At 68.9% G+C, this 14,953-nt stretch carries 18 protein-coding genes; 11 read left to right on the forward strand and 7 right to left on the reverse strand.

The genetic code is table 11. The features are described from left to right. Positions 1–71: 71 nt before the first annotated feature. The gene (locus VGV60_15960; GenBank protein ID HEV8702766.1) at positions 72–737 is read left to right on the forward strand and encodes an NYN domain-containing protein; all 666 of its coding nucleotides are present in this window, start codon (positions 72–74) and stop codon (positions 735–737) included. A 23-nt stretch (positions 738–760) separates the two neighbouring features. Here VGV60_15960 and VGV60_15965 read toward each other — a convergent pair whose 3' ends face one another. Next, complete coding sequence (locus tag VGV60_15965; GenBank protein HEV8702767.1) at positions 761–1,774, reverse strand: fatty acid desaturase; 1,014 nt, start codon at positions 1,772–1,774, stop codon at positions 761–763. Positions 1,775–1,930: 156 nt separating this feature from the next. On the opposite strand from VGV60_15965, the gene VGV60_15970 reads away from it, so the two are divergent. Beyond that, positions 1,931–2,359, forward strand: a complete 429-nt coding sequence (locus VGV60_15970) for a hypothetical protein (protein ID HEV8702768.1) — start codon at positions 1,931–1,933, stop codon at positions 2,357–2,359. Between the two features lie 8 nt (positions 2,360–2,367). On the opposite strand, the gene VGV60_15975 is transcribed toward VGV60_15970, so the two are convergent. The 4 genes from VGV60_15975 to VGV60_15990 all read right to left on the reverse strand — a co-directional run bounded on the left by VGV60_15975 (position 2,368) and on the right by VGV60_15990 (position 5,002). Next, a complete protein-coding gene (locus tag VGV60_15975) occupies positions 2,368–2,964 on the reverse strand; it encodes a hypothetical protein (protein HEV8702769.1) in 597 nt (198 codons plus the stop codon). Continuing rightward, on the reverse strand, positions 2,964–3,806 hold the full coding sequence (locus tag VGV60_15980; protein ID HEV8702770.1) for a zf-HC2 domain-containing protein: 843 nt from the start codon (positions 3,804–3,806) through the stop codon (positions 2,964–2,966). Before VGV60_15980 ends, VGV60_15975 begins: the two co-directional genes overlap by 1 nt. A 30-nt stretch (positions 3,807–3,836) precedes the next feature. Beyond that, positions 3,837–4,400, reverse strand: coding sequence for a sigma-70 family RNA polymerase sigma factor (locus tag VGV60_15985; GenBank protein HEV8702771.1), 564 nt, complete (start codon positions 4,398–4,400; stop codon positions 3,837–3,839). A 149-nt stretch (positions 4,401–4,549) separates the two neighbouring features. Then, the gene (locus VGV60_15990; protein HEV8702772.1) at positions 4,550–5,002 is read right to left on the reverse strand and encodes a hypothetical protein; all 453 of its coding nucleotides are present in this window, start codon (positions 5,000–5,002) and stop codon (positions 4,550–4,552) included. A 263-nt stretch (positions 5,003–5,265) separates the two neighbouring features. Between VGV60_15990 and VGV60_15995 the strand changes: the two genes are divergently transcribed. The 5 genes from VGV60_15995 to VGV60_16015 all read left to right on the forward strand — a co-directional run bounded on the left by VGV60_15995 (position 5,266) and on the right by VGV60_16015 (position 9,117). After that, positions 5,266–5,925 carry a peroxiredoxin gene (locus tag VGV60_15995; GenBank protein ID HEV8702773.1) on the forward strand — a complete coding sequence of 220 codons (660 nt, stop codon included), beginning with the start codon at positions 5,266–5,268 and terminating at the stop codon, positions 5,923–5,925. 78 nt (positions 5,926–6,003) lie between these two features. Next, positions 6,004–6,657, forward strand: a complete 654-nt coding sequence (locus tag VGV60_16000; protein HEV8702774.1) for a TlpA disulfide reductase family protein — start codon at positions 6,004–6,006, stop codon at positions 6,655–6,657. 156 nt (positions 6,658–6,813) lie between these two features. Beyond that, on the forward strand, positions 6,814–7,212 hold the full coding sequence (locus VGV60_16005; protein ID HEV8702775.1) for a hypothetical protein: 399 nt from the start codon (positions 6,814–6,816) through the stop codon (positions 7,210–7,212). A gap of 314 nt (positions 7,213–7,526) precedes the next feature. Next, positions 7,527–7,874 (forward strand): hypothetical protein, encoded by a 348-nt coding sequence (locus VGV60_16010; protein HEV8702776.1) that lies wholly within the window; start codon positions 7,527–7,529, stop codon positions 7,872–7,874. A 7-nt stretch (positions 7,875–7,881) separates the two neighbouring features. Then, positions 7,882–9,117, forward strand: a complete 1,236-nt coding sequence (locus tag VGV60_16015) for an FAD-dependent monooxygenase (protein HEV8702777.1) — start codon at positions 7,882–7,884, stop codon at positions 9,115–9,117. 6 nt (positions 9,118–9,123) lie between these two features. Here the strand turns inward: VGV60_16015 and VGV60_16020 are convergent, their stop codons facing one another. Then, positions 9,124–9,909 (reverse strand): dienelactone hydrolase family protein, encoded by a 786-nt coding sequence (locus tag VGV60_16020; protein ID HEV8702778.1) that lies wholly within the window; start codon positions 9,907–9,909, stop codon positions 9,124–9,126. 135 nt (positions 9,910–10,044) lie between these two features. On the opposite strand from VGV60_16020, the gene VGV60_16025 reads away from it, so the two are divergent. The 3 genes from VGV60_16025 to VGV60_16035 all read left to right on the forward strand — a co-directional run bounded on the left by VGV60_16025 (position 10,045) and on the right by VGV60_16035 (position 12,003). Beyond that, positions 10,045–10,377 (forward strand): arsenosugar biosynthesis-associated peroxidase-like protein, encoded by a 333-nt coding sequence (locus tag VGV60_16025; protein ID HEV8702779.1) that lies wholly within the window; start codon positions 10,045–10,047, stop codon positions 10,375–10,377. 9 nt (positions 10,378–10,386) lie between these two features. Continuing rightward, positions 10,387–11,433 (forward strand): arsenosugar biosynthesis radical SAM (seleno)protein ArsS, encoded by a 1,047-nt coding sequence (gene arsS / locus VGV60_16030; protein ID HEV8702780.1) that lies wholly within the window; start codon positions 10,387–10,389, stop codon positions 11,431–11,433. Between the two features lie 63 nt (positions 11,434–11,496). Next, on the forward strand, positions 11,497–12,003 hold the full coding sequence (locus tag VGV60_16035) for a hypothetical protein (protein HEV8702781.1): 507 nt from the start codon (positions 11,497–11,499) through the stop codon (positions 12,001–12,003). 4 nt (positions 12,004–12,007) lie between these two features. On the opposite strand, the gene VGV60_16040 is transcribed toward VGV60_16035, so the two are convergent. After that, positions 12,008–13,984 (reverse strand): vanadium-dependent haloperoxidase, encoded by a 1,977-nt coding sequence (locus VGV60_16040; protein ID HEV8702782.1) that lies wholly within the window; start codon positions 13,982–13,984, stop codon positions 12,008–12,010. A 157-nt stretch (positions 13,985–14,141) separates the two neighbouring features. Between VGV60_16040 and VGV60_16045 the strand changes: the two genes are divergently transcribed. Beyond that, positions 14,142–14,953: MFS transporter (locus VGV60_16045; GenBank protein ID HEV8702783.1), on the forward strand; the 812-nt coding region annotated here is incomplete at its 3' end.

Consider the following 14,953-nt stretch of genomic DNA (forward strand, 5'->3'; position numbering starts at 1 on the left):
GGGGGGTCCTCTCCCCGGGATCGCCGGCCGGCCGCGCAGCCGCCGGGCCGACCTGGCGTAGGATTCTCCGCATGGCCCCAAGGCGCATCTGGATCATGGATGGCCACAACATGATCTTCGCGATCCCACCGCTGCAGCGGCTGCAGGTCTCCGACCGTCGCGAGGAGGCGCGCGGGGCCCTGGCGGACAGCCTGGAGCGTTTCGCGCTCGCGCGCGGGGAGAAGGTCCTCATCGTCTTCGATGGCCGCGAGCTGCCGCCGAGCTCCTTCGCCATCCGCAAGCCGTTGCTCGAGATCATCTACGCGCGGGGCGGCGAAGGGGCGGCGGACGTCCGCATCCTCCACGAGGCGAGGCTGCTCCTGGAGCGGGGATCCCCGGTCACCGTCGTGACCGACGACGTGAGCACCCTGGCCAGGGAGCTGCCGCGAGGAGCGCTTCACATGGGCGTGCGGGCGTTCTGGCTGAAGCACATCCAGATCGAGCCCGGCGAGGAGGGCAAGCGTGTCGAAGGGGACTTCTCGGATGTGGAACGCGAGATGATCCGGACCGCCATGACCGAGCCGATCCCCGGGCCCCGCCGCCTAGTCCCCGTGCACCAGGCCGGCGTGCCGCCGGGCCAGCTTGCCCGTGCTCCCGAGGAGACGAATCCCGAGCGGATTCGCCGGAAACGGGAGAAGGGGCGCCTTCGCCAGGAGCGCCGGCTCAAGCGGCGCGCGAAGCCCGGGCCGCGCCGCTGACCGTCGGGGCGCTGAACAGCGACTTAAGGAAGATGACGAGGCGCCGGTCGCTGCTGCCGGAGAAGCTCGCGCAGCCGGCGGTAGCCGACGAGCCGGCCGCGCTGCTCATCCCACAACCGGTAGGTGAACGACTTCATGCTGCCGAGCAGGGTGATCGGCCGCACGGTCTGAAAGAGCGGATCGGCCCGGTGGCATCGCTCGAGGTTGTAGTTCGGGATGCGCGGGCTCAGGTGGTGGATGTGGTGGAAGCCGATGTTTCCCGAGAACCACTGCAGGACCCTGGGCAGCTTGTAGAAGGAGCTTCCGTTGAGGGCCGCTTCCGCGAAGCCCCAGTTCTTGCGCCTCTGCCAGTACACTCCCTCGAACTGATGCTGCACGTAGAACAGCCAGAGGCCCACCGTCCCGGTGATCATCATCAAGGGAAGCTGGATCATCATGTACGCCTTGATCCCGATGGTCAGGCTCATCACGACCGCGATGGCCAGAAGCGCTCCGTTCGTCCAGTGCACCCCCAGCCGCTCCCGCCTGCCGACCGTGGGCGAGGGGAACCTCTGGTGGATCAGGAACAGGTACAAAGGGGCCACCACGAACAGCACGAAGGGATTGCGGAAGACCCGGTATCCGAAGCGCTTCCAGCGGGGCGCATCGACGTACTCCTGAACCGTGAGCGTCCAGATGTCACCGGTGCCGCGTCCGTCCAGATCTCCGGAGGTGGCGTGGTGCAGGGCGTGCTTCTGCCGCCACTGGTGATACGGCGTGAACGTCAGCACCCCCGTGACGAACCCCAGGACGTGATTGGCTCGCTGCGACCTGAAGAACGAGCCGTGCCCGCAATCGTGAAAGATGATGAAGATGCGAATCATGAAACCGGCTGCGGCGACGGCGACCGCGAGGGTCAGCCAGTAGGAAAGACCGAGCGTCCAGATCGCCAGGCCGTAGAGAGCCAGGAATGGGACGAGGCTGTTGACGATCTGCCAGATGCTCTTGGCGAGCCTCGGATCCTGATGCTTGGTGATGGCTTGTTTCCAGGACAGCATGTGCGCCGGCGCTCCTTGGTCTGCCCCTGTGAAACTCATGATGGAGGAGGGGTTTCGCCTGCTCCCATACTAGCATGGTTCCGGCCTTGAATCGGGTCAAGCCGAGCACCATATTGAAACTCCGGAAACATCGATGGCCCCAAGGAGGGACATGTGATGCTGAAGCAGGTCGCCCGAGTCGGAATCCCGCTCCTCGTCCTCCTGATGCTGGCCACACCCGCGCTGGCCAAGAAGAGGAAGGGCCCCCTCGAGTACGGCACGTGGAAGGTCCGGATCACCCCGGATGCCGAGGCCGCCAAGCGCGGGGAGAAGGCGTCCGAGGACACCCTGGTGCTGCTGCAGGGGATCTTCCGGTCGGATGGCTGGTCTCTCTACGGCTTCGCCCCGGTCGGCTACACCATCAAGGACAACGCGTTCGTCGCCGACGTCGAGAGCGGCAAGAGCGGCCGTCTGCGCTGGACCGGAATCATCAACGGCGACGCGATCGCCGGACGGCTGGACTGGACCATGAAGGACGGCACCTTGCTGACCTACACCTATTCGGGGTCGCGGGCCGAATCCGAAGCCGCCAAGAAGAAGCGTTAGGAGCCCGGCTACCGGGAGCCCCCCGCCTGCGAGGCCCGTCGCTCCAGGATGGCGCGCCCCAGCAGGTAGGCGCCCAAAATCATCGGGGCGAGCGGCCACCAGTCCTCCACCCAGTCCAGGGAGACTCCGAAGCGGGTGTGCAGGAGCATGATGAACCCGACGGTGACGAGGGTGGCGCCCCCGAAGATGGAGCCGCGGATCCCCGGCGCCTTGAAATCCTCCGGCAGGTCGATGGAGGGGTTTCCGGCGAGGGCATCGTTGTAGAGGGACGCGCGGCGCGCCGCGTCGATGATGTTGTAGAGCCAGAAGAACGCCATGAAGAGCGCCAGGAGCGGGACGAGCTTTTCGACCGCCCCCGAGGAGATGATGGTGATCAGGCTGGCGACCACCCCCGCGTGCACGAACCCTCGCTGGTAGTAGCCGACGTACACCTGTCCCAGCCCGGGCATCGCCGAGAGGATTGCGGCGAAGGCCGGCGACTTGCTCCGCGCGTCCCGCATCCGGAACGGCGCCGCGACCAGCGGCGGCGCCTGGGGATAGCCGGGCGCCTGTCCGGTCTCTGGCTGGCGCGAGTAGGGCGTTGGCGATTCCTGCGTGGCGTTCATCAGCGTTCTCCTTCGTCGTCTTGGGCGTCCACCGTTCCGTTCGTGTCCTTCGTCGCTTCCTGAGACGCAACCCGGTCCCACACGGTTCCAAGATCCTGCATGAGCCGGTCCCAGGTCCTCGACGAGCGCCGCTGCACCTCGGCCACCAGGTCGCGCGTTCTGCCCTTCACCCCCGTCCTGGTCTCCTCCCAGCGCGAGCGCACCGCCGTGCGGATCCGGGGGACCTCGTCCCCGAGGGCCGCGGCCGGCGCCGACTCCTGCACCGTCCGGACGAGATCGAGCGCCTTGCCCGGCACGCCCGCGAACGGGGCATTGGGTGTGCCGAACAGGATGAGGAGGGCGATCGATCCCGCGTAGGCCCCCTCCCAGGCGATTCTCGGGCGCCGGGCGAGCCGCCGGCAGGCGTCGCGAAGGCGGGCCCCGAGGCGTGCCGGGAGCGTCTCCCGCCGCGAGGTCCGGGCGAGGACGTCGGCGACGAAGCGGGCGCCCGGCTCGATCTCGGCGAGGGGCGGGAGATCGGTCGCCAGCCGCACGAGGGCCGCCGCCAGCCCGGCGCACTCCCCGCACCCTTCGAGGTGCATTCGGACCAGGTCGTCATCCACCGGCGCGAGAAGCCGGTCGGCGTGGTCGCACAGCCGGCCCTGGGCGCGGCCGCAGGCCGGTCCGCTGGTGCGCGCCAGGACCGCCCCGAGGAGATCCGCGGGGGGCGCGATCGGGGCCCCCTCGTCCCCGGCGAGGTCCCGCAGCGCGCGGCAGTCGCGGCAGGAGAGCAGGTGCTCCTCGGCCTCGTTGCGCGAGGCGGAGTCCAGCCGCCCTTCCAGCAGGTCGTCAAGGCGGTCCATGAATCTCCGGCAGCGGTCGTCGGTCACGCGTCACGCTCCGTAGGAGGGATCGAGCCGCCGCACCCGCGCGGCAAGGTCGAGCCGCGCCCGGTTGCAGCGCGACTTGACCGTCCCGGTCGGAATGTCCAGCAGGGTCGCGATCTCCTCCACTTTCAAGCCCTGGATCTCCTTCAGCATGAGGATCTCCCGGTCGGAATCGCTCATCCGGTCCATGGCGCGGTAGAGCAGGTCGCGCGCCGAGCGGGCCACGGAAGCCTCCTCCGGCGTGGGGGCGGTCGAGGCAACCTGCACCGTCTCCTCGATGACCACGTCGGCCGCGGGGGGACGCGCCTTCCGGCGCCTCAGGGCGTCGATGCAGGCGTTGCGGGACAGGCGCAGCATCCAGGGGAGGAACGCCTCGTCCCCGTGGAAGGTGTCCAGGCGTTCGTAGATGCGGACGAAGATCTCCTGCGCCACATCCCGCGCCTCCTCGGCATTGCGCATGTAGTGACAGGCGATGGCGAACGCCCGCCCCTGGAAGCGGCGCACGAGCGCCTCCCAGGCGAGCTCGTCGCCCTGCCGGCACCGTTCGAGGAGCGTCGCGACGTCCAGCAATCCTGTCTCCCGCCGTGTCCCGAGGCTCCCGGCGGCCTCCGCCACCCCGCCCGCCCGGCCCTCGTGACAAAGAAGACGGATGGTGGCGTCGCCTGGTTCGAAGATTATCCGGCTACCCGGCCCGTTCCGGCCCTCTCACGGGGCCCCGGTCACCGGAGCCAGACCGACGCCTTGCGGGTCCATTCGCTCCCCGGGTACCTGTCCTGGAGCGCCCTGGCCGTGGTGCCGAGGCGCCCGGCGTCCTGGCTCGCCTTGTAGGCGGACACTCCCGCCCAGTAACAGGCCTCGGGGGCGGCCCCGGCGCCGGGAAAGCGCTCGCACGCCGCACGCAGGCGCCTCTCCGCTTCGACGTAGTCCTGCTTCTGAAAGTGGAGTTTCCCCAGGCCGAGCTCGAGCTGGGCCAGGAAGTCGCCGACCGGGAGAAAGCCCTCGATCCGATGCCTCTCGACTCCGTCAGGGTCGAGAATGAGCTGCGTCGGGGTCCACTGGGCGTTGAATCGCTGGAACGTCGGCTTCTGCTCTTTGATGTGCGCCCGGACCGGAACGAACTGATCGGTCACCGTCTTGACGACGCGGGGATCCGGATAGACCTCGGCTTCCAGCCGAGCGCATCCCCCTCACATGGGGGCCGCGGTGAAGTCGAGTAGAACCGGCTTCCCGGCGGCCCTGGACTCGTTGAGGGCGGCGTCAACGTCCTTCAGCCAGCTGATTTCCGGCATGCGAGCCTCCATCGGAATGTGGTCCTGCCTGCTATACACCCGGGCCGAAGCACGTGTCAACGCGCGACCCTGGGGCGCCACCCCGTTGTGCCGCCCGGGGCAACTCGGGTTATGATGACGGCTCAAACCCAAGCAGGAGGTGGACCGTGGCACTACGAATCGGGGACGAAGCACCCAATTTCACGGCTCAGACAACCCAGGGCACCATCAAGTTCCACGAGTGGATCGGGAACGGATGGGCGATCCTGTTCTCGCATCCGAAAGACTTCACGCCGGTGTGCACGACCGAGCTCGGTTACCTGGCCGGCCTGCAGCCGCAGTTCGAGTCGCGCAGCTGCAAGATCATGGGACTGAGCATCGACTCGGTCGAAGACCATGGACGCTGGTCCAAGGACATCGAGGAGACCCAGGGACATCCCGTCAAGTATCCGGTGATCGGCGACTCCGATCTGAACGTCGCGAAGCTCTACGACATGATCCATCCGGAGGCCAGCGGAGAGGCCAAGGGGCGGACCGCCCAGGACAACGCGACCATCCGATCGGTGTTCATCATCGGCCCGGACAAGAAGGTCAAGGCGATGCTGACCTATCCGATGAGCACCGGCCGCAACTTCGACGAGGTGCTGCGACTGCTGGACTCGATCCAGCTCACCGCGAAGCACAAGGTGGCGACGCCGGTCAACTGGAAGCAGGGGCAGGACGTGATCATCGTTCCGGCGGTCAGCGACGACGAAGCCAGGCAGCGTTTCCCGGGCGGCTGGAAGTCGCCGAAGCCGTACCTCCGAATCGTCCCGCAGCCGAAGTGACCGCGTCGCACCCTATCGGGGCGGGCCGCCCTTCACCGGCGGCCCGCCTCGACTCCCCCCTTCCGAATCCCGGGCCCGGTGACTGAATCCCGCATGTCGCGCGTCGCCGCCATCCTCGCCTTGGCGGCCCTCCCCTGGGGCGGAACCGCCGCGGGAACTCCCACTCCCGTCCCTGAAGACGCGCGAGGCGGCTTCGTCGATCGGGAAGGACGCCCGCACGATCTCTCGGAATTCCGCGGCTCCATCGTGGTCGTCAACTTCTGGGCCACCTGGTGCATCCCCTGCCGGCACGAGATGCCCCTGTTCGTCGACCTGGCGGCGCGCCGTGCCCGGGACGGCGTCGTGGTCGTCGGCGCCGCCGCGGACGACCGCGCGAACTTGCCGGAGGTGGAGCGGCTCGCGGGCGATCTCGGAATCCGCTTTCCAATCTGGCTGGGTGCGACGACGGTGGACATGGCACGGCTCGGGCTGGGAAGCGCGCTCCCCGCGACGGCGGTCCTCGACCGCGACGGCGCCGTCGTCCTGCGGGTCGACGGTGTGGTCGACGCGCCGGGGCTCGAGTCCTGGATCGAGTGGCTGCTCGGCGACCGCGCGGCGCCGGCACCGCCCGTGCCGATCGACACCGGCGCAGGGACGCCGGCCCCCGGCCATCACGAGCACGGGCACGACGGCCACGATCATGCTCACGGACCCGCGGTCGGGCTCGACGGCCCGTCCCTGGTCCCCAGCTGACCCCTCTGACCCGGCGAGGGCCGGGCGGTCCGGGGGACCGCCGAAGAGACGAAGCACCGCTGGATTTTCAGCGCGCGCTACATCCACATCGACGTCCCGCGGGCGAGCCGGCGCCTGACGCTGACCTACCGGGTCCTCCCCCGCCTGACGGCGGGCGTGGAGTACAACCCGCGCGCGGACGAGGTGGCGCCGCTTCTGAACTGGCTGGCCGTCCCCGAGACGGCCAGGCAGCCGGCGTTGATGTTCGGCGCCAGCACCGACCGGCTCGGGACCCCCTCGGGCCGCGCCTATTACGCCACCCTGAGCAAGAGCCTGGAGCGCTGGCTCCGGGTGCCCATCGCGCCCTACGCCGGAGCGGCTTACGGCACCTGCGACGACCGCCTGCGCGCCATCGGCGGCGTGAACGTTTCGGTCACCGAGCGACTCTACGCCATGGTGACCTACAACGGGGAGGACATCCATTCGATCGTCAGCCTGTCGCAGGGCCGGCAGACGTTCTCGCTCCTGTATCTGAACGGCGGGGATCTCGGCGCCGCCTGGAACGTGACCTTCTAGAGGACCGCCGCTCCCCTACGCACTTTCCCCCTCCCGGAATACGGTGATCACCTGATGGAGATCGCCGGGCCGATCGTCTATGTGGAGGGTCCAAGGAGGACACATGAGCACACAGCGAGTCCGTCGGGACGGGGCTGTGCCGGTCGCCAGGATCGCCGGGACGCCTCCCGACGAGCTGTCCCTTCTGCTCGACGAAATCGTCGCGAGAAAACTGTCCGACCTTCTGACGGCAGCGCGCGCGCTGTCGACCCGCATGGCGAACGTGGCTTACAGTACGCCGCAACATTCCCGAAGATGGGGACAAGGAGGCTCGCATGACGCTACGAGGCAGGACGCTCACGGGCGTGGTTTGCGTGTCGGCTCTCATGGCATTCCTCCTTCTGGCACTGGGCGCGCCGGCGTCCGGCGTGACCGGTCCGCTCGACAAGGGCGCTCCGCGGCCTGAGCCTGCTGCCTCCGTGTCCGGCCCCGCCGGCTGCGGGCAGGGTGCGACGGTCCCGGACATCGTGATGCTCGAGGGATCCGGAGCCGCCCTGTCGAGCCCGGGCGGAATCGATCTCGGCGGACGGACCTGTCGCTGCAGCTGCGGATACCCCTGCAAGACCGACGCCGATTGCGGCGGCGCGATCGGGTCGTGCCGGGGCGGCATCAGCTGCTGCTGACGGGGCGGTGAACGACCGGACGAAACGGCGCACGGGCGCGTGCATCGTCGGCGGCGGTCCGGCCGGCCTGCTCCTGGGACTGCTCCTCGCCAGGCGCGGGGCCGAGGTCATCGTCCTCGAGGGTCACGAGACCTTCGACCGCGAATTCCGCGGCGAGGTCCTGCAGCCGAGCACGGCGCGCCTGCTCGACCAGCTGGGGCTTCTCCCGTACATCCTGGAGCAGGGGCACCTGAGGCTGACCGAGGGGCGGCTTCTCGTCCACGGCAAGCCGGCCGCCGGATTCCACTTCAAGAGGATCGCCCCGGACTATCCCTACGCCATCTGGATGCCCCAACCGGTGTTCCTCGAGGCCCTCGCCAGGAAGGCGCGCCCCTGCGCCGGCTTCCAGTGCTGGATGGGGGCGCACGTCAACGAGATCGTCGAGGAAGGGGGCGCGGTCGTCGGAGTGCGGGGCGTGCGGCACGGCAAGGAGCCGTTCGAGATCCGCGCCGACGTGGTGGTCGGCGCCGACGGGCGGCACTCCGTCCTCAGGCGGCTGGGCGGCTTCGCGACCGAGTACGAGCACCACGACTTCGACGTGATCTGGTTCGTCGTCGAGCCCCCGCCCGACTGGTCGAAGACGATCTACTTTTCGCTCGGCGGGACGCCGCTCCTCCTGCTGCCGAAGTATCCCGACCTGGTGCAGGCCGGGCTGCTCCTCCGCCCGGACGAGTGGCGCCACTGGCGCCAGGAGGGGGTCGCGGCGGTGGCCGAACGCATCGGCCGCCTGAGCCCGCTGTTCGCGAAGTTCGCCTCCTCCCTGCACGACTTCACGCCGTTCTTCCCCCTGCCGGGGGTCATTCTCCTGGTCCGGGAGTGGGCCCGGGACGGGCTCCTGCTGATCGGCGACGCGGCCCACACCATGAGCCCGGCGGGGGCGATCGGGGTCAACGTGGCGCTCTCCACGGCGGCGATCGCCGCCCAGGAGATTTATCCGCGGCTCGGCCGCGGTCCCCTTCCGAAGAGCGCCCTCGCCCGCGTCCAGGACCTGCGCGTCGGGGACGTGAAGACCCTGCACCGGCTGCAGCGCACCGCCGGCCGTGGCCTGATCGGCTCGGGAAGCGGCAACCCTGTCCTGCGCTGGCTGATCCAGCGCGCGCTGCCTCTCGCTGCCCGCTCGTGGGTCTTCCCGATCGTGCAGCGGCGCCTGTTCTTCGGCGCCCCGCTGCCGCCGCTCGACCCCGCGTTCCGCTTCGAGACTTGACCCGGGTCAGCGAAAGACCTCCTGGAACATCTCGAGCATCTTCGCCCAGGACTTCTGATCGGCGTCCGCGTTGTACGCCAGGGCGGGCATGCCGGCCGCGTCCGCATGGGGGTTGGTGAAGCTGTGCCTGGCGCCCGGGTAGCTGATCACCTCGAACTTCGCGCCGGCGGCCATCATCTCGTTCTTGAAGGCCTCCACCTGGGCCGGCGGGATCATCGGATCGTCCTCGCCCGTGAGCACCAGGATCCGCGCCCTGACCTTCCCCGGCTCCGCGGGGGTCTGGGTGGCGAGCAGCCCGTGGAAGCTCGCGACGGCGGCCAGATCCAGGCCCGATCGCGCCATGCCGAGGACCACGGCGCCGCCGAAGCAGTAGCCGATGGCGGCGATCTTCGCGGGGTCGACCTTGGGGTTCCGTTTGAGCTGGTCGAGGGCCGCGTTGAACCGCGCCGTCAGGACGGAGGCGTCCTTCGTGGCCTCGTTCATGAACGCCTCGGCGTCCTTCGGATGGGTGGTCACCTTTCCCTTGCCGTACAGGTCGAGAGCGAACCCCACGTAACCGGCCGCCGCGAGCCTCTTGGCCTGGTTCCGGGCATGCTCGTTGTGTCCCCACCATTCGTGGACGACGATGACGCCGGGCCGCCTGCCCTTGACCGCATCGTCCCAGGCGAAGAATCCCTGCAGCCTGGTCTCCCCCTGCCGGTATTCGACCTCCCTGGTCCTGATCGCGGCGGAGGCCGCAGTCCCCAACGCCAGCGAGGCGAACGCCACTGCCAAGGCCCGTCCGGTGCGCATGTGTCATCCTCCATTCGGTGCTCCCTGTTTACAACAAAGGCGAGCCCCAAGACAAGAACGGGGAAGGACGCGGGTAAGATGGCTGCGCGAGCAAACCCCGGCCGTTCCGCCGCCACGTTCGAGAGGAGACGACCCATGGACACCTACTACCACCCGAAAGACCTCGCCCATTTCGCCGACCTGGGGAAGGGGAACCCGGCCCTGTGGGAGAAGTTCCAGGCCTACTACGGGGCCGTCTTCGCCCCGGGGGCCCTGACCGAGAGGGAGAAATCGCTCATCGCCCTCGCCGTGGCGCACGCCGTCCAGTGCCCCTACTGCATCGACGCCTACACGCAGGCCAGCCTCGAGAAGGGATCGAACATCGAGGAGATGACCGAGGCGGTGCACGTCGCCTGCGCCATCCGGGGCGGCGCCTCGCTCGTCCACGGCGTCCAGATGCGCAACGCCGCCACGAAGATCTCGATGTAGGATTCCACCATGCCGGTCCAGACCCGAAGCCTCAAGGCCCGCGGCGAGGCACTCTCGTCGGCGGCCGAGCAGGTGCGCCTCCTGCAATCCGGCGGCGGATTCCCGCGCTTCGAGGAGACCCTGGCGCGGGCGTCGCTCGATCCGCTCGGGGCGACCGGCATCGCGGTCTTCCAGATCAACGTCGGGAAGCTCTGCAACCAGACGTGCCGCCACTGCCACGTGGACGCGGGCCCGGACCGCACCGAATCGATGTCGCGCGAGACGGCGGAGATGTGCATGGCCGCCCTGGCGCGGTCCGACATCCCGACCGTCGACATCACCGGCGGGGCGCCCGAGCTGAACCCGAGCTTCCGGTACCTGGTCGTCGAGTCGAGGAGGCTCGGGCGGCACGTGATGGACCGGTGCAACCTGAGCGTGCTGCTCCTTCCTGCCCAGGCGGATCTCGCGGCGTTCCTGGCGGGGCACGCCGTCGAGATCGTGGCGTCTCTTCCGTCGGTGGCCCCTTCGCAGACGGACGCGCAGCGGGGCGCGGGGGTGTTCGGGAAATCGATCGCGGCGCTCCGCGTCCTGAACGATCTGGGGTATGGCCGGGAAGGGAGCGGCCTGGTCCTGAACCTGGTCACGAACCCGGTCGGCGCCTTCCTGCCGCCCTCGCAAGAGTCCCAGGAGGAGCACTTCCGGAGTCGCCTCGCCCGCGACCACGGCGTCGTGTTCAACCGCCTCTACACCATCACCAACATGCCGATCAGCCGCTTCCTCGAGTTCCTGCTCGAATCCGGCAACTACGAGGGCTACATGCGGCGTCTGGTGGACGCCTTCAATCCCGCCGCCGCCCGGTCGGTCATGTGCCGGTCCATGCTGTCGGTCGGCTGGGACGGGCGGCTCTACGATTGCGACTTCAACCAGATGCTCGAGCTGGCCCTCGGGCCCGGCGTGCCGGCCCACGTCCGCGACTTCGATCCGGCCTCCCTGGGAGCGCGGCGCATCGTCACGGGGAACCATTGCTACGGCTGCACCGCCGGCGCAGGCTCCTCCTGCGGCGGGACCACGACCTGACCGGTCCTGGGAGGGAGCCCCCCGCCCTTGCAACCACACCGGCCCGGCCCCATATTGACCCGCGTGAAAACGACTGGAGTCGCCTTCGCCCTGCTCCTCGTCGCCGTGCCCGCCGCCGCCATCGACGTGCCCCAGTCGCGCCAGGAGTTCGTCAAGGCCGTGACCAAGGGCGCCCGTGGCGCCAGCATGGAGACGTTCACGGCCGGGCGCGACTTCGAGACCATCTACCGGCTCGTCGAGAAGAAGGCCGCCGCCTGCCTCGACGTGGAGGTGAAGCGCTCGGCGAACGTCGGCTATTGGGAGAGGAGCTCCTCGGACTACAACCCGACCGTTCGAAGGGCCGGAAACGGCAAAGGGGAATTCGCGCTTCAGGTCATTCACCGGCCTCGCGCCATCGGGGAGAAGACATCAGCGGGGGGTCTCTACATCATGGCGGCCGATATGCAGTCCCTGGGTGGCGGGCGAACGAAGATCGTGTTCTACCAGCCGACGATCGGCCACAAGAAGATCACGAAGAGCGTGAAGTCGTGGCTCTCGGGCGAGGACGCCCCCTGCCCGAAGATGAAATAGGCCTCTACCGGCTGCCCGCACAGGGGCCGGGATGGTCGCCGTGGGCCAGATGCGCGGGGACCGCCGCCGCACCGACCTCGATCGTCTCCGCTCTCGATGCGGACCCCGGGGCATGGCACAGTGTCACCGTTCCCGGACCGTAGAGCTCCCGGGCCCTCGTCCAGGCCTTGGAGCCGATGCGGGAGCCGGCGATGCGCGAAGGATAGTCGTCGTAGTACGGATGGATCCCGCCGAAGCGCCGCGAGATGCCCGCCAGATCGGCCGCGTCATAATAGGTCGCCCACTGCAACTCGACCGTCTGGCTGGGACCCCGCTCGATGGCGAGGTACTGGTTTGCGGCCGCCACGAAGCTCCCGATCCCCCCCGGTAGAAACGGCGTGCCGGTGATCGCCGCCAGCACCTCAGCCGCCGACCGGCTGAAGGTGCTGTGCCCCGATGTGTAGCCGGGGAACGGCGGCGTCACGAAGTTCCTCGGCATGTACGGCAGCCACAGCACGCCGCGCCTCCAGCCGGCGCCGCTCGCCTTAACGGTCGGATCGCCCGGGGGCCCGGCCCAGGCGCGGATGGCGATCTCGCCGCGGTAGGCCGCGAGGCTCTCGTGCCGGCCGCCGGGCTGCGAGGACTCCGCCGTGATGACCTCGATGAGATCCGGAACGAGCGGCAGCCCGGAGGGATGGTACGACGAGAGCGACGGATCGCTCGATTGTCCGAGCCCGGCCATGTAGCGGATGAGGGTGATCGGCCGGGACGAGTCGTAGACGTTCTTGTTCCCCCAGGCCCAGATCGCGGCGTCGTGGACGGCGCCATTGAGCGCCAGGTACACCTTCACGTCCCACTCGAGGTCGTTGACCGCCCTCCCCTTCCCGCCGATGCGCTTGTTGCCGCGCATCAGAGGAAGGTCGGACATGGAGTTGGCGATCACGTTCCAATGCCCCGGCGGCGTCTCCGATCGTGGGCCGTCCGCCCAGAATTCCGTGACCACCCGCTGGAAATCGGCGCGGTTGACGACGTTCGGCGCATACCCCGTGCCGGTGAACGGGTTCTCCGGATGGCCCGTGCCGTCGTCCCTGCCCAGCGAATTGTTGAGAATCGCCCCGGGCGAGATGTCGACCGTCGCTCCCTGCGCCGTATCAATGCGGCTGCTCAGCCTGATCAGCTCCACCATCGCATCCTTCACAATGTCATCCCCGGCGTTCCCCAGGCGGGGCTGAGGACCCGGATCCAGCGGGAGACCGGTCGCCGGGTCCCTGTCCCCGGGCAGCAACGCGAACGGTCGCACGTCGGCCCAGCCGACGCCGACGAAGCCCTGGATGGACCGGCCGATCGGGATGCCGTTCTGCGTGACGAAGAAGTCGAACGCCAGCGGCTGCCAGCGGTTCGGATCGACGATGGGCCCGACGCCCGGGAGCTTGAAGATCAGCTCCGGATTCACGGGGACGTAGCCGGTGTCGTCGGGATGGCAGAGCCCGACCCCCTCGTTCGAGCCGTCGGTCTGGCCGTAGGCGATCACGGCGGCGGCGATCCGGTTCCCGAGAGCCGCCGGCGCCCCCCCCTCGAGCGACGTGAACGCCCGGTCGTAGCCCAGCGCGTCCATCTGGGCGTCGAACGCCGCCTGCGAGGTCGCGGCTTTGGGATGGCACGGCCTGCCCTCGAGATCCAGGTAGCCGGCCGGGAAACGGTACTTCAGGATCCTGTAGGCGGCGTAGCTGATCGCCTCCGCGCGCGCGGCCTCGACATCCGGGGCGCGCTGCTTCTCCCGGACCAGGTAGCCGACCGCCGCGGGGGCGTAGGCCGCCCACGCGTCCCACATCCCCACCGACAGGTGGAACAGGTTGCGGGCATGCACCGGGGGCTTGGGGATGTCGATGCGGATGGCATCGAGCAGCCGCTCGTTCCACAGGCGCGCCACGCTGGGTCCGGAGTCGGCGGAAACCGGCGCCTGGGCGGAGCGGATCGGGGAGGCCGCCGCGGCGAGCACCACGAGCAAGACAGAAAGCGTCCATGACGGCCTGTAGCCCAAGCCGGGGCCCCCCTCGAAGGTTGAGCCTTTTCAGTACGCCGCGCCCGAGGCAAATGCAAGGGAAAAGGGGATCTGTCCGGCTTGCTCCCGAATGCCTGTTCGCGTAGGCTGGCCCGCCATGACCCGCACCCCGGCCGGCAGGAGCGCTGTTCTCTTCATTTTCATGACGGTGCTCGTCGATACCATCGGGTTCGGAATCATCCTTCCCGTCCTGCCCGCCCTGATCGTCCAGCTGACCGGTGAGGGCCTGAGCAAGGCCTCGACGTACGGAGGCTGGCTGTGGTTCGTGTATGCCGTCATGCAGTTCTTCTGCGCCCCCGTGCTCGGGAACCTGAGCGACCACTTCGGGCGCCGGCCGGTGATCCTCTTCGCGGTCTTCGCGCTCGGCGTCGATTACCTCATCATGGGGCTCGCCCCGGGTTTGGCCTGGCTGTTCGTCGGCCGGACGATTGCCGGGATGGCGGGCGCGTCCTTCACGCCTGCGTACGCCTATCTCGCCGATGTCAGCCCCCCTCACCGGCGCGCGCAGAATTTCGGGCTGGTCGGCGCGGCGTTCGGCATGGGGTTCATCATCGGACCGGCGGTCGGCGGCCTGCTCGGAACGTTCGGTCCCAGGGCCCCCTTCTTCGCGGCAGCCGGCCTGTTGCTCCTGAACGTCCTCTTCGGCCTGTTCGCGTTGCCGGAATCGCTGGCGCCGGAATCGCGGCGCCCTTTCGACCTGAAGCGCGCCAACCCGCTGGGCACGCTGATGCACCTGCGCAGGTACCCCACGGTGCTCGGATTGGCGGGAGCCCTGTTCCTCTGGCAGCTCGGCCACCAGGTGCTCCCCAGCACCTGGGCGTTCTACACCATGCTCAAGTTCCACTGGTCGGAGGCGCAGGTCGGGGCCTCGCTGGCTTTCGTCGGGGTCATCATGGCGATCAGCACCGG

It is taken from the genome of Candidatus Polarisedimenticolia bacterium (assembly GCA_036001465.1).
In the GTDB taxonomy this organism is placed as follows: Bacteria; Acidobacteriota; Polarisedimenticolia; order Gp22-AA2; family Gp22-AA2; genus Gp22-AA3.

Excerpts from the sequence above, each read along its gene's own strand:
- VGV60_15960 (HEV8702766.1), top strand. The coding sequence starts at position 72 with ATGGCCCCAAGGCGCATCTGGATCATGGATGGCCACAACATGATCTTC.
- VGV60_15965 (HEV8702767.1), bottom strand. The coding sequence starts at position 1,774 with ATGCTGTCCTGGAAACAAGCCATCACCAAGCATCAGGATCCGAGGCTC.
- VGV60_15970 (HEV8702768.1), top strand. The coding sequence starts at position 1,931 with ATGCTGAAGCAGGTCGCCCGAGTCGGAATCCCGCTCCTCGTCCTCCTG.
- VGV60_15975 (HEV8702769.1), bottom strand. The coding sequence starts at position 2,964 with ATGAACGCCACGCAGGAATCGCCAACGCCCTACTCGCGCCAGCCAGAG.
- VGV60_15980 (HEV8702770.1), bottom strand. The coding sequence starts at position 3,806 with ATGGACCGCCTTGACGACCTGCTGGAAGGGCGGCTGGACTCCGCCTCG.
- VGV60_16010 (HEV8702776.1), top strand. The coding sequence starts at position 7,527 with ATGACGCTACGAGGCAGGACGCTCACGGGCGTGGTTTGCGTGTCGGCT.
- VGV60_16020 (HEV8702778.1), bottom strand. The coding sequence starts at position 9,909 with ATGCGCACCGGACGGGCCTTGGCAGTGGCGTTCGCCTCGCTGGCGTTG.
- VGV60_16025 (HEV8702779.1), top strand. The coding sequence starts at position 10,045 with ATGGACACCTACTACCACCCGAAAGACCTCGCCCATTTCGCCGACCTG.
- arsS (HEV8702780.1), top strand. The coding sequence starts at position 10,387 with ATGCCGGTCCAGACCCGAAGCCTCAAGGCCCGCGGCGAGGCACTCTCG.